The 19,278-nt window shown below is 67.2% G+C and carries 18 protein-coding genes; 15 read left to right on the forward strand and 3 right to left on the reverse strand.

Annotated elements, in window-relative coordinates; translation table 11 throughout:
* The first annotated feature begins 6 nt into the window (after positions 1-6).
* The 13 genes from KIK15_RS14475 (at position 7) to KIK15_RS14535 (ending at position 12,462) form a co-directional block, all read left to right on the forward strand.
* Positions 7-801, forward strand: coding sequence for a PP2C family serine/threonine-protein phosphatase (locus tag KIK15_RS14475; RefSeq protein WP_250324686.1), 795 nt, complete (start codon positions 7-9; stop codon positions 799-801).
* Positions 802-919: 118 nt separating this feature from the next.
* Positions 920-1,762, forward strand: a complete 843-nt coding sequence (locus KIK15_RS14480) for an acyl-CoA thioesterase II (protein WP_214245419.1) — start codon at positions 920-922, stop codon at positions 1,760-1,762.
* Positions 1,759-2,376 (forward strand): pyridoxal 5'-phosphate synthase glutaminase subunit PdxT, encoded by a 618-nt coding sequence (gene pdxT / locus KIK15_RS14485; RefSeq protein ID WP_214245420.1) that lies wholly within the window; start codon positions 1,759-1,761, stop codon positions 2,374-2,376. Before KIK15_RS14480 ends, pdxT begins: the two co-directional genes overlap by 4 nt.
* Positions 2,377-2,409: 33 nt before the next feature.
* Entirely contained in the window at positions 2,410-3,162 is a 753-nt protein-coding gene (locus KIK15_RS14490) for a YebC/PmpR family DNA-binding transcriptional regulator (protein WP_214245421.1), read from the forward strand.
* A 10-nt stretch (positions 3,163-3,172) separates the two neighbouring features.
* On the forward strand, positions 3,173-3,589 hold the full coding sequence (locus KIK15_RS14495; protein WP_214245422.1) for an SMI1/KNR4 family protein: 417 nt from the start codon (positions 3,173-3,175) through the stop codon (positions 3,587-3,589).
* A 98-nt stretch (positions 3,590-3,687) separates the two neighbouring features.
* Positions 3,688-4,251 carry a crossover junction endodeoxyribonuclease RuvC gene (gene ruvC, locus KIK15_RS14500; protein WP_214245423.1) on the forward strand — a complete coding sequence of 188 codons (564 nt, stop codon included), beginning with the start codon at positions 3,688-3,690 and terminating at the stop codon, positions 4,249-4,251.
* Positions 4,248-4,850, forward strand: a complete 603-nt coding sequence (ruvA, locus tag KIK15_RS14505) for a Holliday junction branch migration protein RuvA (RefSeq protein WP_214245424.1) — start codon at positions 4,248-4,250, stop codon at positions 4,848-4,850. Before ruvC ends, ruvA begins: the two co-directional genes overlap by 4 nt.
* Positions 4,847-5,941 (forward strand): Holliday junction branch migration DNA helicase RuvB, encoded by a 1,095-nt coding sequence (gene ruvB, locus KIK15_RS14510; RefSeq protein ID WP_214245425.1) that lies wholly within the window; start codon positions 4,847-4,849, stop codon positions 5,939-5,941. The genes ruvA and ruvB overlap by 4 nt, the downstream gene beginning before the upstream one ends.
* Positions 5,942-6,105: 164 nt before the next feature.
* Positions 6,106-6,483: a preprotein translocase subunit YajC gene (gene yajC, locus KIK15_RS14515; RefSeq protein WP_214245426.1), complete on the forward strand. Its 378-nt coding sequence runs from the start codon at positions 6,106-6,108 to the stop codon at positions 6,481-6,483.
* Positions 6,484-6,657: 174 nt separating this feature from the next.
* Positions 6,658-8,154, forward strand: a complete 1,497-nt coding sequence (gene secD / locus KIK15_RS14520; RefSeq protein ID WP_214245651.1) for a protein translocase subunit SecD — start codon at positions 6,658-6,660, stop codon at positions 8,152-8,154.
* Positions 8,151-9,311, forward strand: coding sequence for a protein translocase subunit SecF (gene secF / locus KIK15_RS14525; protein WP_214245427.1), 1,161 nt, complete (start codon positions 8,151-8,153; stop codon positions 9,309-9,311). Before secD ends, secF begins: the two co-directional genes overlap by 4 nt.
* A gap of 73 nt (positions 9,312-9,384) precedes the next feature.
* Positions 9,385-9,951, forward strand: coding sequence for an adenine phosphoribosyltransferase (locus KIK15_RS14530; protein ID WP_214245652.1), 567 nt, complete (start codon positions 9,385-9,387; stop codon positions 9,949-9,951).
* 126 nt (positions 9,952-10,077) lie between these two features.
* Entirely contained in the window at positions 10,078-12,462 is a 2,385-nt protein-coding gene (locus tag KIK15_RS14535) for a bifunctional (p)ppGpp synthetase/guanosine-3',5'-bis(diphosphate) 3'-pyrophosphohydrolase (RefSeq protein WP_374222867.1), read from the forward strand.
* A gap of 12 nt (positions 12,463-12,474) precedes the next feature.
* Here KIK15_RS14535 and KIK15_RS14540 read toward each other — a convergent pair whose 3' ends face one another.
* The gene (locus tag KIK15_RS14540) at positions 12,475-13,482 is read right to left on the reverse strand and encodes a peptidylprolyl isomerase (protein WP_307851903.1); all 1,008 of its coding nucleotides are present in this window, start codon (positions 13,480-13,482) and stop codon (positions 12,475-12,477) included.
* A 191-nt stretch (positions 13,483-13,673) separates the two neighbouring features.
* On the opposite strand from KIK15_RS14540, the gene KIK15_RS14545 reads away from it, so the two are divergent.
* Positions 13,674-14,396, forward strand: a complete 723-nt coding sequence (locus tag KIK15_RS14545; protein ID WP_214245428.1) for an MBL fold metallo-hydrolase — start codon at positions 13,674-13,676, stop codon at positions 14,394-14,396.
* Complete coding sequence (hisS, locus tag KIK15_RS14550) at positions 14,393-15,664, forward strand: histidine--tRNA ligase (protein WP_214245429.1); 1,272 nt, start codon at positions 14,393-14,395, stop codon at positions 15,662-15,664. The genes KIK15_RS14545 and hisS overlap by 4 nt, the downstream gene beginning before the upstream one ends.
* 341 nt (positions 15,665-16,005) lie before the next feature.
* Here hisS and KIK15_RS14555 read toward each other — a convergent pair whose 3' ends face one another.
* Positions 16,006-17,646, reverse strand: coding sequence for an ABC-F family ATP-binding cassette domain-containing protein (locus KIK15_RS14555; protein WP_214245430.1), 1,641 nt, complete (start codon positions 17,644-17,646; stop codon positions 16,006-16,008).
* A gap of 31 nt (positions 17,647-17,677) precedes the next feature.
* The gene (locus KIK15_RS14560; RefSeq protein WP_214245431.1) at positions 17,678-19,270 is read right to left on the reverse strand and encodes a DUF885 domain-containing protein; all 1,593 of its coding nucleotides are present in this window, start codon (positions 19,268-19,270) and stop codon (positions 17,678-17,680) included.
* Positions 19,271-19,278 lie beyond the last annotated feature (8 nt).

Here is a 19,278-nt window from a genome sequence, read left to right on the forward strand (position 1 = left end):
CCGGGCATGACCATGGAATCGATTCCCACCGTACGTAATTCGGCGGCCTCCGGGGTCCACGACTTCGACGGGTTCCGCGTCGAATGGTCGGCGGTCAGCGACGTCGGTCTGGTGCGTGAGGCCAACGAAGACGCCGCCTTGGTGGCGCGGCAGCGGTACCTGTTGGCCGACGGGATGGGTGGGCATGATCGAGGCGAGATCGCCAGTGAGGCGGTCCTCGCGGCGCTCGGTGCCGTGGTTCCCGGCGATCTGACGTCGACGCGAGCCGCGGTCCTCGACGCCCTCGATGTCGCCGCAGACGAAATCGACCACATCGACTCTCGTAACGGACGACGGGCTGGGACCACGGTCACCGGGGCGATGGTGGTCACCTATGACGGTGTGCCGCACTGGTTGGTGGTCAACATCGGAGACTCACGCACCTATCGGTGGTCGGAGTCCGAACTCGAGCAGGTGACCACCGATCACTCCCAGGTTCAGGAGTTGGTGGAGGCGGGTTTCCTCACCGCCGAGCAGGCCCGCGTCGACCCGCGCCGCAACGTGATCACCCGCGCGGTCGGGGCTGGGATGGACGCCGAGGCTGACTTCTTCGCGTTCCCGGTGGTCGTCGGCGACAAAGTTCTCATCTGTTCCGACGGTCTGACCGGTGAGCTGCCCGACTCCGAGATCTCCGACATCCTCGCCGACGCGCCCGACGCGGCCGCGGCGGCGTCGGAGCTGATCGCCGGAGCGCTGGCCCTCGGAGCCCGCGACAACGTGACGGTGATCGTCGCGGCCGTGAGTCGACTCGACGACGTCTGACCGGCCCGCCTGCGCGTGACCAGGTCCGACCAGCGTGGGCCGGTGCGCTCACCGTGCGCGGTCGCCGAATAGAGTGCGGTGGCGGTATGGCGGATTTGCGACGTAGAGGAGTCAACAGGTGGCGACCATCGAGGAGATCCTGCAGCTCGAACGGATCGACGACGACATCTTCCGCGGCAAGGCCAAGACCAGTCAGTTGCAGCGCACCTTCGGCGGGCAGGTCGCCGGGCAGGCGCTGATCGCCGCGACCCACACCGTGGAGACTCGCTACGAGGTGCATTCGCTGCACGGGTACTTTCTGCGTCCGGGTGACCCGGACGCGCCGACGATCTATCTGGTCGACCGCATCCGCGACGGCCGGTCGTTCACCACGCGGCGGGTGACCGGGGTGCAGTCGGGTGAGGCGATCTTCAGCATGTCGGCGTCGTTCGCGGTGCCGTCGGAGGGGCTGGTGCACCAGGACACCGTGCCTCCCGCGCCCGAACCCGAGACCCTGCCCAACGAGGTGACGCTGCAGGCCTCGGTCTTCCGGGAATGGGAGAACTTCGATCTGCGGCTGGTTCCCGCGACCGACCTGGTGCGGGCTCCTTCCCTGGCCGCCCAGCAGCGGGTGTGGTTCAAGTACCGACATCCGCTGCCCGACGACCAGGTGTTCCACGTGTGCACGCTGGCCTATATGAGCGACATGACGCTGCTGGGTTCGGCGCGGGTGCCCCACCCCGACGTGATCCCGCAGAGCGCCTCCCTCGATCACGCGATGTGGTTCCTGCGGCCGTTCCGGGCCGACGAGTGGCTGCTCTACGACCAGACCTCTCCCTCGGCCGAAAGTGGTCGCGCACTGACCCAGGGCCGCATCTTCGACACCGCCGGGCGGATGGTCGCCGCGGTCACCCAGGAGGGGCTGGCGCGCACCGGACGCCAGATGCCCACCGACCAATTCGCCAAGTCCGAGGGCGCGTGAGCCGCGAGCAACCGACGATCGGCGTGTTGGCCCTGCAGGGTGATGTCCGAGAACACGTTGCGGCACTGAACGATTGCGGTGCCACAGCGGTGGCGGTGCGCCGGCCCAGTGAGCTGCACGCCGTTGACGGGATCGTCATCCCGGGCGGTGAATCGACCACGATGAGCAGGCTGCTGGAGCTGGTCGGGCTGCTAGATCCGCTGCGGGCCCGGCTGGCGCAGGGGCTACCGGCGTATGGCTCGTGCGCCGGGATGATCCTGCTGGCCTCCGACGTCCTCGACACCCGCCCCGACGCCCATCACCTCGACGCGATCGACATCACCGTGCGGCGCAACGCCTTCGGACGCCAAGTGCAGTCGTTCGAGACCGATCTCGACGTGCGCACGATCAACGGCCCGCCGATGCGGGCGGTGTTCATCCGGGCACCCTGGGTGGAGAGGGTGGGGGCAGGAGTGGAGGTGTTGGCCACCGTGCCCGACGGTCCGGCCGCCGGCCGGGTGGTGGCGGTGCGTCAGGGTGCGGTGTTGGCCTCGTCGTTTCACCCCGAGATGACCGGAGACCGACGGTTGCACGAACTCTTCGTGTCCATGGTGCGGGTAGGATCGGGCGGTTGACGGACACGTGTCGGTGAGAAAGGGGCGACCTCGATGAGCGGCCATTCCAAGTGGGCCACCACCAAGCACAAGAAGGCGGTGATCGACGCCAAACGCGGCAAGATGTTCGCGAAGATGATCAAGAACATCGAGGTGGCGGCCCGTACTGGTGGCGGTGACCCTGCGGGCAACCCGACTCTGTTCGACGCCATCCAGAAGGCCAAGAAGTCCTCGGTCCCCAACGACAACATCGAGCGCGCCCGCAAACGCGGCGGCGGCGAAGAAGCCGGTGGCGCCGACTGGCAGACCATCATGTACGAGGGCTACGGCCCCAACGGGGTGGCCGTGCTCATCGAGTGCCTCACCGACAACCGCAACCGCGCAGCCGGCGAGGTGCGCACCGCCATGACCCGCAACGGCGGCAACATGGCCGATCCGGGATCGGTGTCCTACCTGTTCGCCCGCAAGGGCGTGGTGACCTTGGAGAAGGCAGGCCAAACCGAGGACGACATCCTGATGGCTGTGCTCGACGCCGGCGCCGAAGAGGTCAGCGACCTCGGCGACTCCTTCGAGATCATCAGTGAGCCAACCGATCTCATCGCAGTTCGGACCGCGCTGCAGGAGGCCGGGATCGAGTACGACTCCGCCGAGGCCAGCTTCCGGGCGTCGGTCGAGGTGGCTGTCGACGCCGACGGTGCGCGCAAGGTGTTCAAGCTCATCGACGCTCTCGAAGACTCCGACGACGTGCAGAACGTCTACAGCAACGTCGACATCAGCGACGAGGTCCTCGCCGAGCTCGACGCCTGAGCGGATGCCGATGCGTCTCGACGATTCCGAGAGCCCGATCAGTCGTGGCGACCTCGCACCGATCGAGCGCATGTACGAAGCTGCGCTGCCCACCGCCGTCACCGAGTTCTACCTGGCCAACAACGGGGGATACCCGGCGGGCAATCGAGTCCGAGGCGATGAGTTCATCTTCTCCATCAACGGATTCCATCCCATCAAGCACGGCGCGTTACCGATCGAGCAACTCGCCAGGGACTATCTGGAATCAACTCCGAGCCTTGCCGGGATGTTGCCGTTCGCCTACGACGACGGTGGCAACGGGTTCATGCTCTCACTACGCAGCCACGATCGAGGCCACATCTACCTGTGGCTGCACCAAGAGGACCGGCTGATGTCGGTGTGCCGGGACTTCGACACCTTTCTGGCTGGCGTGTATCTGGACGAATGACGTTCTTGCCGCGCAACTGCGCTCGTGTTGATCACCGAGACCGTCGCGCGTCGCCGCTACAATCTCGAACAATTGTTCGTCTGAGGTGGAGGTGGCGTGTGCGCGTGATGGGTGTCGACCCGGGTCTCACCCGATGCGGAATCGCGCTGGTGGAATCGGGGGCCGGTCGCTCGGTGACCGCGCTGGACGTCGACGTGGTGCGCACCCCCGCCGACATGGACCTGTCCGAGCGGTTGTTGGCCATCCACACCGCAGCCGTGCACTGGCTCGACACCCACGCGCCCGAGGTGGTCGCCATCGAGCGAGTCTTCGCTCAGAATCAGGTGAGCACCGCCATGGGGACCGCGCAGGCCGGCGGCGTGATCGCCCTGGCCGCTGCGCAACGTGGCGTGCCGGTGCGATTTCACACGCCCAGCGAGGTGAAAGCGGCGGTCACCGGCAGTGGGCGGGCCGACAAAGCGCAGGTGACGGCCATGGTCACCCGGATCCTGGGGATGCAGACCGCGCCCAAACCCGCCGATGCCGCCGATGCGTTGGCGTTGGCGATCTGCCACTGCTGGCGCGGGCCGATGGTCGAACGGATGGCCGCGGCACAGGCGCAGGCACGGGCGGCGCGGGCCACCCACCTCGCCCGGGTGGCGGCGGCCCGGGGCGCGCGATGATCGCGTCCCTGCGCGGTCCTGTGCTCGACGTGGCCCTCGATCACCTGATCATCGAGTGCGCCGGCGTCGGCTACCGGGTGCTCGCCACACCGTCCACGCTGGCCGGGGTGTCTCGCGGCGCCGAGACGACGCTGCTGACCACGATGATCGTGCGCGAGGACTCGATGACCCTCTACGGGTTCACCGGCTCTGATGCCCGCGACCTGTTCACGCTGCTGCAGACGGTGACCGGGGTGGGTCCGCGTCTGGCGATGGCCACCCTGGCCGTCCTCGAACCCGACGCGCTGCGGCGGGCACTGGCCGACTCCGACGTCAAGGCACTGTGCACGGTGCCCGGTGTCGGCAAGCGGGTCGCCGAGCGCCTCGTGGTGGAGTTGCGCGACAAGGTGAGTCGGCCCTCCGGGGAGGTGGTGGCGGGCGCACCGGTCGGCACCTCGCTGTCGGTGGCCGATCAGGTGGTCGAAGCGCTTGTGGGACTGGGCTTTCCAGCACCGGCCGCCGAGCGTGCCGTGGCCTCGGTCGTCGCCGGTGATCCCGACGCCGACTCGGCGACCGTGCTGCGGGCGGGCCTGGCGTTGCTGGGCAAGGGGGCACGATGACCGACGCCGACCCAGCCGGGTTCGATCCCGAGGAACGTGATGTGAATCCGTATGCGGTCACCTCAGACGGCGAGCTGGACTCCAGCCTGCGGCCGCGGAGTCTTGGTGACTTCATCGGTCAACCGCGCGTGTGCGAACAGCTGGAGCTGGTGTTGGCCGGAGCGCGGGGGCGCGGCGGGACGCCAGATCACATCCTGTTGTCGGGTCCGCCGGGTCTGGGCAAGACCTCGTTGGCCATGATCATCGCCGGGGAGATGGGCTCAGCCATCCGCGTCACCTCGGGTCCCGCGCTCGAACGTGCCGGTGATCTCGCGGCGATGCTGTCGAACCTGGTCGAGGGTGACGTGTTGTTCATCGACGAGATCCACCGCATCGCCCGGCCAGCCGAGGAAATGCTGTATCTCGCGATGGAGGACTACCGGGTGGACGTGGTGGTGGGCAAAGGTCCTGGCGCCACCTCCATACCGCTGGACGTGGCGCCGTTCACCCTGGTCGGCGCCACCACCCGGTCGGGGTCGCTGACCGGGCCGCTGCGTGACCGCTTCGGGTTCACCGCGCACATGGAGTTCTACGAGCCCGCCGAACTCGAGCTGGTGCTCAGCCGTTCGGCGGGCATCCTCGGGGTTCGCATCGAGCCTGATGCAGGCGCCGAGATCGCCCGTCGATCGCGGGGGACACCCCGTATCGCCAACCGCCTGTTGCGCCGGGTCCGCGACTATGCCGAGGTGCGCGGGGACGGTCTGGTCACCCTGGCCGTGGCGCGCGCGGCGCTGGCCGTCTACGACGTCGACGAGCAGGGATTCGACCGACTGGACCGGGCTGTGCTGACCGCGCTGGTCAAGGGTTTCGGCGGGGGACCGGTGGGCGTGTCCACGCTGGCGGTGGCAGTCGGGGAGGAGCCGGCGACCGTCGAGGAAGTGTGTGAACCGTTCCTGGTCCGTGCGGGCATGGTCGCGCGCACCCCACGCGGTCGAGTGGCCACCGCCGCGGCGTGGCGACACCTCGACCTCACCCCGCCCGCGGGCGCGATGCAGGGGGCATTCGGTGTTCGGGTGCGCGACACCGACACCCTTTTCGACCCCGATCTCTGATGCCGATGGGTGACGTAGGTCTCCTGCAGGGGTGATCGCTCTCGCTCGAGCGTGGCACACTGATGGCGCAGGCGTCGTGCACACCATGCCCGACGCCGTGGCCATCGGCCCCGGTCGATGCCGTCCCGTCTCCGTCATCAACACCCCAAGGACTGTTTTCCACCATGGAGTTGCTCTTCCCCATCCTGCTCGTCGTCCTTGCCGTCTTCATGTTCCTGTCGGTCCGGCGGCAGAAGAAGATGGCCGCCGAGATCCAGGAGATGCAGGACTCGCTACAGCCCGGCGCCCGCGTGCAGACCACCTCGGGCACCTACGCCACCGTGGTCGCCGTCGGGGACGGTGTGGTCGACCTCGAGTTGGCCCCGGGTGTCGTCACCCGGTGGAACCGCCTGGCCGTGCGTGAGGTGGTGCACCCTGATGACGTCGCGACCTCGTTCCCCGGCGTCGACACCAGCGATTACGACGACTACGACGAATCCGACGATCACGATGACGTCGATTCGCGCGTCGAACTGGACAAGAAGGCCGAACGCGACAACTGAGGTCCCCGGGGTGACCTGCGGTGCGCAGCGGTGCCGAGGTGACCACGTAGCCTGTCGTGCGGACCGCCGGGACCATCGGTCGGTCGAGCACAAATCCGAGGAGTCGTAACCAGCGTGGCAACGTCCAAGCGTGAGATCCCGCCGTCACGGCCGTTGATCGCGTTCTTCGCCCTGATGATCATCGTGTACGTGTTGGTGTTCTTCACCGGCAATGGCTCTCTCAAACCGAAACTGGGGATCGACCTTCAGGGCGGGACCCAGGTCACCCTGACCGCTCGTACCCCGGACGGGAAAGCGCCGTCGAAGAGCCAGCTCGACAAGGCCAAACAGATCATCGAGCAGCGCGTGAACGGGCTCGGCGTGTCGGGGTCGGAAGTGGTCACCAACGGCGACAACCTGGTGATCACCGTGCCCGGCAAGGACGGTCGACAGGCCCGGGCGTTGGGCCAGACGGCCCGGTTGTACGTGCGACCGGTGGAGCAGGTCGTGGCCGCCACCCCGCAGAAACCGACCACGCCCCCGCCCGGACAAACCGTGGCCCAGGCCATCGCCGAAGCCAAGAAGCTTCGTCAGGCCCCGAAGACCGCCAAGCCTGATGCTCTGGTAGCGCAGCTGGCCAAGACCGACTGCGATCCGAAGACCGTGGACCCGTTGCAGGGCAACGACGATCCCGAGCAGTACCTCGTCGCGTGCTCGGAGGACGGCAAAGAGGTGTACCTGCTGGCGCCGCAGATCATCGACGGCCGCGACATCGGGGACGCGTCGGCGGGTACCAATCCGCAGTCGCTGGGTGAGTGGATCGTCAACGTCTCGTTCAAGAACAAGGCCAAGGACTTCTGGCCCGACTACACCGGCAAGAACGTCGGCAAGCAGACCGCGTTCACCCTCGACTCCCGAGTGGTCAGTGCCCCACAGATCCAGGGCGCCATCACCACGCCCAGCACCGAGGTCAGTGGGAACTTCACCCAGGCCACCGCCAAAGACCTGGCCAACGTCTTGAAGTACGGCTCACTTCCATTGTCGTTCAAGTCATCTGATGCACAGACCATCTCGGCGACCCTGGGCCTGGCGTCGCTACGGGCCGGCTTGATCGCCGGCGCTATCGGGTTGGTGGCGGTGTTGCTCTACGCCCTGCTCTACTACCGGATGCTCGGCTTCTTGACCATGCTGTCGCTGATCGCCTCGGGTGTGATGGTGTACGGGATCCTGGTCCTACTGGGCCGCTCCATCGGCTTCACCCTCGATCTGTCCGGCATCGCCGGTCTCATCATCGGTATCGGCATGACCGCCGACTCGTTCGTCGTCTACTTCGAACGCATCAAGGACGAGATGCGTGAGGGCCGAAGTTTCCGATCGTCGGTGCCTCGCGGCTGGGTGCGAGCACGCCGCACCATCTGGTCGGGTAACGCGGTCAGCTTCATCGCCGCCGCCGCCATCTACTTCCTGGCCATCGGCCAGGTACGTGGCTTCGCGTTCACCCTCGGTCTGACGACCATCCTCGACCTCGTCGTGGTCTTCCTGGTCACCAACCCGTTGGTGGTGTTGGCCAGTCGGTCGAACTTCCTGTCCCGGCCCGAGGTTGTCGGCCTCGGCGGTGTCGCGCAGGTCGCCAAGGAGCGTCGCCTGGCCGCCAACCGCAGCGCCACCCTGGAGAAGGAGAGCGCTCGATGAGCGACGACACCCGTGCCCGCACCGACGACGCGATCGACACCGCCGAGACCGTGGCCGATGACGCGCGCAACCAGGCTGTGGCCCAACGTCATTCATTGCTCTCGCGGCTCTACACCGGCACCGGTGCGTTCGAGATCGTCGGACGTCGCAAGATGTGGTTCGCGATCAGCGCGGCCATCATGATCGTCTGTTTCGCCAGCATCGGTATCCGTGGGTTCACCCTCGGAATCGATTTCGAGGGCGGCACGCAGGTGTCGTTCAAGGCGTCCTCACAGACCACCAACTCGGCCGTCGAGAAGGCGTTCTCCGACGCCTTGGGCAAGTCTCCGCAGACGGTGCAGACCGCCGGATCAGGATCGAGCAAGACGGTGCAGATCCGCACCGAGACGCTCAACCAGGCCGAGACGGAGAAACTGTCGGCGGCACTTGCGCAGCGGTTCGCTCCGTTGAGGGTCGAGGACGTGAACTCCTCGGACGTCAGCTCCACCTGGGGTAGCGAGATCACCGAGAAGGCACTGCTTGCGCTCGGTGTCTTCCTGATCATCGTGCTGGTCTACATCGCGGTTCGATTCGATCGCGAGATGGCGGTGGCCGCGATGGCGTCACTGATCTTCGACATCGGGTGCACCGCAGGCATCTACTCGCTGGTCGGACTGGAGGTGACGCCGGCGACGGTGATCGGCCTGCTCACCATCCTCGGCTTCTCCCTGTACGACACCGTGGTGGTGTTCGACAAGGTGGAGGAGAACGTCAAGGGGGTGCTCGACACCACCCGGCGCACCTACGCAGAACAGGCCAACCTGGCGATCAACCAGACGCTGATGAGATCGATCAACACGACCGTCATCTCGGTACTGCCGATCATCGCGCTGATGGTCATCGCCGTGTGGCTGTTGGGTGTGGGCACCCTCAAGGACCTGGGCCTGATCCAGCTCGTCGGGGTGATCGTGGGCGCGTACTCGTCGATCTTCTTCGCCACACCGCTGCTGGTGTCGATGAAGGAACGCCGCCTGGACATCAAACGCCACACCACCAAGGTCTTGGCGTTGCGCGCCGGTGCCCCGGTCACCGCATCCGTCGGCGCAGGCAAGCGCGCCGGCACCGCGGTGCTCGATCGCGACGAGCCCCGACCCACCGGCAAGCGGCGCCGGAACTGATGATGTCGCCCACCGATGCGGGCGTCGACCGGGCCGAAGTAGGGCATCGACCGTGCCGAACCCGCCGCACCCGATGACCTCGCCCACCGATGCGGGAGCCGAACTCACGGCTGCGCGTACAGCCATCGAACGCCTGACCCGGCTGGTCGACGACTTCCCCGTATCTGGAGTGGCCTTCAAGGACCTCACCCCGGTTCTCGCCGACGCGGCGGGTCTTGCGGCCGTGACGGCTGCCGTGGCCGCGGCCGGTGGCCCAGTCGATCTCGTCGCCGGGATCGACGCCCGGGGGTTCCTCATCGGCGGAGCCGTTGCCGTCCGGTTGGGCGTCGGAGTGCTGGCCGTCCGCAAATCCGGCAAGCTCCCGCCGCCGGTGCACGCAGCCACCTACGACCTCGAGTACGGCTCGGCGACACTGGAGATCCCCGCGGACGGAATCGACCTGCGCGGCGCCCGGGTACTCGTCGTCGACGACGTCCTCGCGACCGGTGGGACGCTCAACGCCACCCTTGATCTGCTGAGTCGGGCAGGTGCCGAGGTGGTCAGCGCCGTGGTGGTCATCGAGATCGACGGACTGCCCGGGCGCAGCCTGGTCGAACAGGCTCACCCGCATCTGGCCCTGACCAGTCTCACCCTCGGCTGAGTACTACCATCGTTTCTGGGGTCGGGTCCTTGTCGATGTCAGCACATCGCTACCCCTGAGGAGGTGGGCGTGACGGATCAGCCGACGACTCGTGATGTGGCGCAGTCGCAACCAGCGCCCGCGCCGATCCCACCCGGCTCCGATCCCGCGCCCCCCGGATCTCTCGACTCGGCTCCTCTCGTCACCGTCGAGAGCGCCGGCTCAGCTGACACCGCGCCGTTTGCCGCCATCGGACGCGACGAACGGGTGGGCAGCTCCACGTCGGCCTCGCGCCGTGTGCGCGCCCGGTTGGCCCGCCGGATGACGGCCACCCGCAACCCCATTCGGCCGGTCCTGGAACCGCTGGTCACACTGCACCGCGATCTGTATCCCAAGGCCGACGTCAGCGTGCTGCAACGCGCCTACGACATCGCCGATCGCCATCACACCGGACAGTTCCGCAAATCCGGGGATCCCTACATCACCCATCCGCTGGCCGTGGCTACCATCCTCGCCGATCTGGGCATGGACACCACCACCCTGGTGGCGGCCCTGCTGCACGACACGGTCGAGGACACCGGCTACGGCCTGGGTGCGCTGGCCACAGATTTCGGCGACGAGGTGGCGCATCTCGTCGACGGGGTGACCAAGCTCGACAAGGTGGCGCTGGGCAACGCCGCCGAAGCCGAGACGATTCGCAAGATGATCATCGCGATGGCCCGTGATCCTCGGGTGCTGGTCATCAAGGTGGCCGACCGCCTGCACAACATGCGCACCATGCGATTCCTGCCACCAGAAAAGCAGGCGCGCAAGGCGCGCGAGACGTTGGAAGTGATTGCGCCCCTGGCGCATCGGCTCGGGATGGCCACGGTCAAGTGGGAGCTCGAGGACCTGTCGTTCGCCATCCTGCACCCCAAACGCTACGAGGAGATCGTGCGGCTGGTCGCCGACCGGGCGCCCTCGCGGGACACCTATCTGGCCAAGGTGCGTACCGAGATCACCAAGGCGCTCAGCGGATCTCAGATAGAGGCCACCGTCGAGGGCCGACCCAAGCACTATTGGTCGATTTATCAGAAGATGATCGTCAAGGGCCGAGAGTTCGACGACATCCACGACCTGGTCGGCATGCGCATCCTGTGTCAGGAGATCCGCGACTGCTACGCCGCGGTAGGCGTGGTGCATTCGCTGTGGCAGCCGATGGCCGGCCGGTTCAAGGACTACATCGCCCAGCCCCGCTTCGGTGTCTACCAGTCGTTGCACACCACGGTGATCGGCCCCGAGGGCAAGCCGCTGGAGGTGCAGATCCGCACCCACGAGATGCACCGCAACGCCGAGTTCGGCATCGCCGCGCACTGGCGGTACAAGGAGACCCGGGGACGCAACAACTCGCGCGATGACGCCGCCGAGATCGACGACATGGCCTGGATGCGACAGCTGTTGGACTGGCAGCGTGAGGCTGCCGATCCGGGCGAGTTCCTGGAGTCGTTGCGCTACGACCTGGCCGTCAAGGAGATCTTCGCCTTCACCCCGAAAGGGGACGTGATCACCCTGCCCGCAGGGTCCACGCCCGTCGACTTCGCCTACGCCGTGCACACCGAGGTGGGGCACCGCTGCATCGGGGCCCGGGTCAACGGTCGGCTGGTGGCGCTGGAGCGGACATTGGAGAACGGCGAGGTGGTGGAGGTCTTCACCTCCAAGGCGCCTACCGCCGGACCGTCGCGGGACTGGCAGAACTTCGTGGTGTCGCCGCGGGCCAAGACCAAGATCCGGCAGTGGTTCGCCAAGGAGCGCCGCGAGGAGGCGCTGGAGAACGGTAAGGACGCGATCACCAAGGAGGTGCGCCGCGGCGGACTTCCGTTGCAACGCTTGATGAGTGCCGAGTCGATGGCCTCCATTGCGCGCGAGCTGCGCTACCTCGACGTGTCTGCGCTTTACACCGCCATCGGTGAGGGCCACGTTTCGGCCCAGCATGTGGTGGGTCGGCTGGTCGCCGCGCTCGGTGGTGTGGAGGAGGCCGAGGAGGAACTGGCCGAACGGTCCACACCCTCGTCGATGCCCACGCGCACCCGGCCCGCCGGTGATGCGGGCGTGCTGGTTCCCGGCGCCGACAACGTGCTGGCGAAACTGGCCAAGTGCTGCACCCCGGTGCCCGGTGACGAGATCCTCGGCTTCGTCACCCGCGGCGGTGGGATCAGTGTGCATCGCACCGACTGCACCAACGCCGGCTCGTTGCAAGAGCAGTCCGAGCGGATCATCGAGGTCACCTGGGCGCCGTCCCCGTCATCGGTCTTCCTCGTCGCCATCCAGGTCGAAGCACTGGATCGCCATCGCCTGTTGTCAGACGTGACCAAGGTGTTGGCCGATGAACGGGTGAACATCCTGTCGGCCTCGGTGACCACCTCGCGTGACCGGGTGGCGATCAGCAAGTTCACCTTCGAGATGGGTGACCCCAAACATCTGGGCCACGTGCTCAACGTGGTGCGTAACGTCGAGGGCGTTTACGACGTCTACCGAGTCACCTCGGCGAGCTGACCGTCGTCGCGATCAGGCGATGCTGACCTTGGTGAAGGTCAACGGCAACTTGGGGGCGCCGTCACCCGGCGTGGTGGCCACGTCGGTGATCGCTCCGTTCTGGTCGGTGGCGTACTGCACGCGCGGGGTCAAACCGGCGGCGAGCACCTTGTCGACCGCGGCCAGCCCCGTGGCGTCGACCTTGCCCACGACGCTGTAGTACGGGGGCAGCTGGCTGTCCTTGATGACGATGAACAACTGGGCGCTACCGGAGTTCTCGCCGCTGGCCGGTCCACCCTGCTGGCCGGGCTGGTAGCTGTTGGCGATCGCTACCGTTCCGCGCGGGTAGACCACGCTGTTCGGCTGACCGCTGGCCGCCTCCTGCTGGGTCTGCGGCACGATCTTGAGACCGGTGGGGAACTCGTCCGGGCTGGACCACCCGGGTGCGCCACCACCGGTGCCGGTCGGGTCGCCGCACTGCAACACGGTCAGTTTGGCCTCGGGGGTGCCGCCGGTCATCCGGTGGCACGTGGTGTTGTCGTAGTACTTGTTGCGGATCAGTGAGGTGATCGCGGCGACGTTGCAGGCAGCCGAGGAACGGTCGAGGGTGATCTCGAAGTCGCCCTGCGAAGTGGCCAGCCGGGCCGTCACGGTGCCCTTCTTGAGTTCCCGCTTGGACGGCAGCGGGGAGGTGCGCTGCGCGGCTTTACCCTTGTTGAACTCATCGACGGCCTGCTGGGCCTGCCCACGCTTGTCCGGGGTCAACGTGGGGGCGATGGTCAACGCTTTACCGAACGGGTTCTGCTCGGCGGGAGTCGCGGTGTAGTCGCAGGTCTTGTACCGGTTGTTGTTGATCTTGATGCCCACGACGGTGCCGACGGCCGCCACCGCAGCGAGCGTGAGGACGGTGGAGATGGAGATGACGATGATCTGGCGGCGTCGCGCGGCTTGCTGCTGGGTCTGAAGCCGCTGCTCGAGCTTGCGTTTGGCTTCCTGCCGTCGTTGCTCGTTGGTGGCCACAGCCGTGATCCCTTTCTTCACCTACTCCGCGGGGCGTCCACCGCCGTGGCCGCACGCGCGTGCGGCGGACCGGTCAGTTATCCGGTGGACGGTTGAAGTGTGCCAGTCCAGCCTGTGAACCGCCGCGAAGGGGTGGCCGACCATCACCGGTACGGTCGTACAGATCACGTGTTTGCCATGATGGACACGTCCCGACCCGATGAGGAGCCCCGATGTTGATCACCGGTTTCGCCGCAGGCATGTTCGCGACGAACTGCTACGTCGTGGCGCCGGAGGCAGGTGCATCCGCGGTCATCATCGATCCGGGCCAGGACGCGGCCCCCTCGGTCCGGTCGGTCGTCGCCGAACACGGATTGGTCCCGGTCGCGGTGTTGCTGACCCACGGTCACCTCGATCACACCTGGAACGCGTTCGAGGTGTGCGAGGAGTTCGACATCCCGGCCTACATTCACGCTGCCGACCGCGGCATGCTCACCGATCCGGCCAGCGGCATCGGACCGGCGATGTCGGCGATGATCGGCGGGATGACGTTCCGGGAGCCCGCCACCGTCATCGAGTTCGTCGATCGGCAGCCGGTGACTGTCGCCGGGATCGAGTTCGAGGTCGATCTGGCGCCCGGGCACACCCGGGGATCTGTCCTGCTGACCACCGACGTGCCCACCGACGACGGCCCGGTCCCGGTGTGTTTCTCCGGCGACGTATTGTTCGCCGGGTCGATCGGGCGGACCGATCTGCCCGGTGGCAACCACCAGCAGTTACTCGACAGCATTGCCGAGCGGCTGCTCACGCGTCCCGACTCCACCCAGGTGCTACCGGGTCATGGCACCCAGACCTCGGTGGGTGCCGAGCGGGCGAGCAACCCGTTCCTGGTCGGTCTGCCCGGCGTCGATCCCGCTGCCGCGGCGGGTCGCAGGAAAGGACGGAACGGACTGTGAGTTCGGTTTTCCAGGCTCCCCGCGGAGTCCCTGACTATGTTCCGCCGACCTCCACCCGGTTCCTCGCCGTGCGCGACGAACTGACCCGGGCGGCGCGACTGGCCGGCTACTCCCACATCGAGCTGCCGATCTTCGAGGACACGGCGCTGTTCGCGCGCGGCGTGGGTGAGTCGACAGATGTGGTGTCCAAGGAGATGTACACCTTCGCCGACCGGGGCGAGCGCTCGGTCACCCTTCGACCCGAAGGCACCGCCGGAGTGATGCGGGCGGTGCTGCAGCACGGGCTCGATCGGGGGGCGCTGCCGGTGAAACTCAGCTACCACGGCCCGTTCTTCCGCTACGAGAAGCCGCAAACCGGCCGCTACCGCCAACTCCAGCAGGTCGGTGTGGAGGCCATCGGCATCGACGACCCGGCGCTAGACGCGGAGGTGATTGCGGTGGCCGACGAAGGGTTTCGGCGGTGTGGCCTCGCCGGGTATCGACTTGAGATCACCACCCTGGGTGACTCGACGTGCAGGCCGCGCTACCGAGAAGCGTTGCAGCAGTTCCTGTTCGGACTCGATCTTGACGAGGAGACCCGTCGGCGAGCCGAGATCAACCCGCTGCGCGTGCTCGACGACAAGCGACCGGAGATCAAGGCGGCCACCGCCGATGCGCCGCTCATGCTCGACTACCTTTCGGACTCGGTGTCGGAGAACTTCGCGGCGGTGCGCGGGCACCTGGACCGCCTCGGTGTGGTCTACGAGATCAACCCGCGGCTGGTGCGAGGGTTGGATTACTACACCAAGACCACCTTCGAGTTCGTCCACGACGGCCTTGGCGCACAGTCGGGGATCGGCGGCGGCGGACGCTACGACGGACTGATGAGTCAGCTCGGGGGCAAACAGGAACTCTCGGGAATCGGGTTCGGACTGGGTGTCGACCGCACCATGCTGGCACAGGAAGTCGAAGGGGTGGGTACCGCCGAGCCGGCTCGGGTGTTGGTCTACGGGGTGCCGATGGGGGAGCGGGCGCTCGACCGGTTGGTCACGGTGGCCGGGGACCTGCGTGCCCGGGGGGTGGCAGTCGACATCGCCTACGGCGGGCGTGGACTCAAAGGTGCGATGAAGGCTGCCGACAAATCCGGGGCTCGGTTCGCGTTGGTCCTCGGCGACCGGGAGCTCGACGCCGATCAGATCGAGATCAAGGACCTCGCCGACGGCTCGCAGGTCACCGTCGGACTCGACGCGGTGGTCGCTGAGATCAGCTCCCGCGTCTTGTCAGGGTGACGTCGAGCCAGGGTGACGTCGAGGGCCAGTCTTGGTCGAAACACGGGTCGTGGTCACCTCAGACGGAGGCGCAGGGGGCCAATCATATTGCGTTCGAATGACACTGGATCGATCTGTCCGAGAGCACTGTGTCGACGGCGCCGGTCAGCCCGATCGGCATTCCTGTGTTGAGCCAGATCGCAGACGGAGATCACGGAGGGGGCACAACCCTCTCAGAGCCAGGCCCCGGCGCCAGGACCGGCAGGAAGCTACCGAGCCGCCCTCCGTGACTCCTCGCCAGGCTAGAACCCGTAGTGTTCGAACACCCGACGTACGTCCCATACAAGTCGCAAGCCATTCGGTCACGACTCGTGCAGCATTCCGTTGCCGAGATGCCAGCGACGAGTGCTGCGGACGGTGTCGAGCATGCGGCGATCGTGGGTGACCAACAACAGGGTTCCGCCGAATGACTCGATGGCCTGTTCCAGCTGTTCGATGGCCGGTAGATCCAGGTGGTTGGTGGGCTCGTCGAGGACCAGCAGGTTGACCCCGCGCGCCTGGAGCAGCGCCAACCCGGCTCGTGTCCGTTCGCCCGCCGACAGCGTGTGCGCTGGACGTAGCGCGTGCGGGCCGCGCAATCCGAACTTGGCCAGCAGGGTCCGTACCTCGGCATCCGACCAGTCGGGGACGTGGCGGTGCACGGCCTGCGCCACCGAGTCCGCCCCGACGAAGGCGCCACGTGCCTGGTCTATCTCACCGATCTCGACTCCCGACCCCAACGAACTCCACCCGCGATCCGGGGTGATCCGCTTCAACAGGAGGCCCAGCAGAGTGGTCTTGCCCGCGCCGTTGGGACCGGTCACCAGGATGCGATCGCCCGCACCGATCTCGGTGGTGATCGGCCCGAGGGTGAAGGCGTCACGGTGCACCACCGCATCGCGCAGCGTGGCCACCACGCTGCCACTGCGTGGTGCCGAGGCGATCTGCATCTGCAGCTCCCATTCCTTGCGAGGCTCGGCCACCACCTCGAGACGCTCGATACGTCGTTGGGTCTGGCGTGCCTTCGCGGCTTGCTTCTCGGTCGACTCGGCGCGGAACTTCCGGCCGATCTTGTCGTTGTCGGTTGCCTTTCGTCGGGCGTTGCGGACCCCGTGCTCCAGCCAGTTGCGTTGTGTCCGAATGCGATCCTCGAGTCCGGCCTTGGTGTCGGCGAACTCCTCGTACTCCTCGCGGGCGTGCCTACGCGCCACCTCGCGCTCCACCAAATAGGCCTCGTATCCGCCGTCGTAGACCGCGATCTGCTGTTGCGCGAGATCGAGTTCGACGATCCCGGTCACCGTTCGGGCCAGGAACTCTCGATCATGGCTCACCACCATCAGGGCGCAGTCGGTCTCGGTGACGAACCGCTCGAGTCGGCCGAGCCCGGCGAGGTCGAGGTCGTTGGTGGGCTCGTCGAGGAGCAGGATGTCGTAACGCGCCAACAGGATTGCGGCCAATCCGGCTCGTGCGGCCTGCCCACCCGAGAGGGTGGTCATCTCTGCGTCGAGGGAGGTGGTGAGCCCCAGGTCGGCGGCCACGGCTGCGGCACGCTCGGTGAGGTCGGCTCCGCCGAGGCTCAGCCACCGCTCCAACGCCGGGGTGTAGGTGTCCTCGTCCGAACCGGAATCCTCGGCGAGCGACTCTGCGGCCCTGTTCATCTCGTCTTCGGCTGCCGACACTCCGGTTCGGCGGGCCAGGAACTGCGCAACCGTCTCGCCGTCGACTCGCGCGATCTCCTGCGGCAGGTGCCCGATGGTGGCATCGGGCGGCGTCACCGAGATCCGCCCGGTGGTTTCCGCGGTCCCGGTGCCCGCCAGCAGCGACAGCAGGGTCGACTTGCCGGCCCCGTTGGCCCCGATCAGACCGATCACCTCGCCGGGGGACATGGTGAGATCCAAGCCGTCGAAGAGCGTGCGATCACCGTGGTGGGCTGACAGATCGTCCACACGCAGCACGGCGCTCATCGCCGCCGCCCACACGGTTCGGTGGCCAGGATCATCCGGCCGCGAACTCCGATCGCAGGACATCGAGCGACACCCCGCCCAGACGCAATGCGCGCGAATGGAACTCGCGAAGGGTGTGCGTCGGATCGGCGGTCAGGAAGGTGTCTCGCGCCTGCTGCCAGACACGTTGGCCAAGGGCATACGACGGTGCCTGACCGGGCCAGCCGAGGTAGCGGTCGAGTTCGAACCGCAGCACCGAACGTTGCATCGCGACCGCGTCGGTGAGATACGTCCAGGCTTTGTCGGCGTCCCAGGTTCCGCCGCCCACCGCCTCGGGCGCAGGCATCGCGCAGTGCACCCCGATGTCGACGATCACCCGGGCGATACGGAGTCGTTGTGAGTCGAGCATCCCCAGCCGATCGCCGGGATCGTCGAGCCAGCCGAGTTCACCCATGAGACGTTCGGAGTACAGGGCCCACCCCTCGCCATGCCCGGAGCTGAACGACGCCAGCTTGCGCCACCGGTTGAGTTCCGGGGAGATCATCGCCTGCCCGATCTGCAGGTGATGTCCCGGTACCCCTTCGTGGAACACCGTGGTGGTCTCCTGCCAGGTGTGGAAGGTCTGTTGCTGCGGCGGAACCGACCACCACATGCGACCCGGGCGGCTCATGTCCTCGCTCGGGGCGGTGTAATAGATGCCGCCTGTGGCGGCCGGAGCGATGCAGCACTCGAGCCGACCCAGCTCGGCGGGGATGTCGAAATGGGTTCCTGCCAATGCGGTCAACGATCGATCCGAGAGTTCCTGCATCCACGCCGCGAACGCCGCACTGCCCTCGATCAGGTACCGCGGGTCGGCGTCGAGGGCGGACAGCGCACCGCGTACTCCGGCACCGGGAGCGACGATCTCGGCGAGCTGCTCCTGCTCGGCGATCACCGCGGCCATCTGCTCCAGTCCCCACGCGTAGGCCTCCTCGGGGTCGATGACGTCGCCGACGAAGTGCGCGGAGTGCAGCGTGTACCGATCGCGTCCGACAGCGTCGTGATCCACTGCGGTCGGGCCGATCTCCTCCACGAGGACCCTGGCCAGGTCGTCGAGGGCGGTGCGCGCGGCGCCCAACGCCGCGGTGCTCGCGGACTCGAGGTCGCCATCCCGGGCCAGGGCCTCGGCCACCTTCGCGGCGATGCCTGTGATCGCCCGGGGAGCCTGTGCGGCAACGGCATCGACCTGCCGGCGGGCCGGTGCCGGCCCTGCGGCAGCACGAGCCCGCAGCCCGGCGATGATGCCGTCGATGCAGCGCGGTACCGCCGCCACCCGATCCACCAGTGCGGTGCGGTCATCGGCCGAGTCCACCGACATCGCGTCGAAAGCGTCGCGCATGGCCTGCAAAGGTGAGGCGATCACGTTGAGCTCGCCCACACGCAGCCCGGCCTCGTCGATCGCGACGGTTCGATTCAGTTGGGCGGAGATGGTCGCGACACTGATCCGGTCGACCTCGTCGGTGATGGGGGCCGCCGCCAACGCCGACAGCGTGTGGCGCGCCGCGTCGGTGCGGGCTGCGCAGCCGGCGGGGGAGTAGTCGGTGAGTCGGTCGTCGCGGCCGCCGACGCCGATCTCGGTGGCGAACACCGGGTCGAGATCGGCCATCGTCTCCA

The sequence above is a fragment of the Williamsia sp. CHRR-6 genome (genome assembly GCF_018474015.1).
Taxonomy (GTDB): Bacteria; Actinomycetota; Actinomycetes; order Mycobacteriales; family Mycobacteriaceae; genus Williamsia_A.

Excerpts from the sequence above, each read along its gene's own strand:
- KIK15_RS14495 (WP_214245422.1), top strand. The coding sequence starts at position 3,173 with ATGCGTCTCGACGATTCCGAGAGCCCGATCAGTCGTGGCGACCTCGCA.
- KIK15_RS14490 (WP_214245421.1), top strand. The coding sequence starts at position 2,410 with ATGAGCGGCCATTCCAAGTGGGCCACCACCAAGCACAAGAAGGCGGTG.
- KIK15_RS14475 (WP_250324686.1), top strand. The coding sequence starts at position 7 with ATGACCATGGAATCGATTCCCACCGTACGTAATTCGGCGGCCTCCGGG.
- ruvA (WP_214245424.1), top strand. The coding sequence starts at position 4,248 with ATGATCGCGTCCCTGCGCGGTCCTGTGCTCGACGTGGCCCTCGATCAC.
- ruvB (WP_214245425.1), top strand. The coding sequence starts at position 4,847 with ATGACCGACGCCGACCCAGCCGGGTTCGATCCCGAGGAACGTGATGTG.
- yajC (WP_214245426.1), top strand. The coding sequence starts at position 6,106 with ATGGAGTTGCTCTTCCCCATCCTGCTCGTCGTCCTTGCCGTCTTCATG.
- KIK15_RS14555 (WP_214245430.1), bottom strand. The coding sequence starts at position 17,646 with ATGAGCGCCGTGCTGCGTGTGGACGATCTGTCAGCCCACCACGGTGAT.
- KIK15_RS14530 (WP_214245652.1), top strand. The coding sequence starts at position 9,385 with ATGACCTCGCCCACCGATGCGGGAGCCGAACTCACGGCTGCGCGTACA.
- KIK15_RS14545 (WP_214245428.1), top strand. The coding sequence starts at position 13,674 with ATGTTGATCACCGGTTTCGCCGCAGGCATGTTCGCGACGAACTGCTAC.
- KIK15_RS14560 (WP_214245431.1), bottom strand. The coding sequence starts at position 19,270 with ATGGCCGATCTCGACCCGGTGTTCGCCACCGAGATCGGCGTCGGCGGC.
- secD (WP_214245651.1), top strand. The coding sequence starts at position 6,658 with ATGATCATCGTGTACGTGTTGGTGTTCTTCACCGGCAATGGCTCTCTC.
- secF (WP_214245427.1), top strand. The coding sequence starts at position 8,151 with ATGAGCGACGACACCCGTGCCCGCACCGACGACGCGATCGACACCGCC.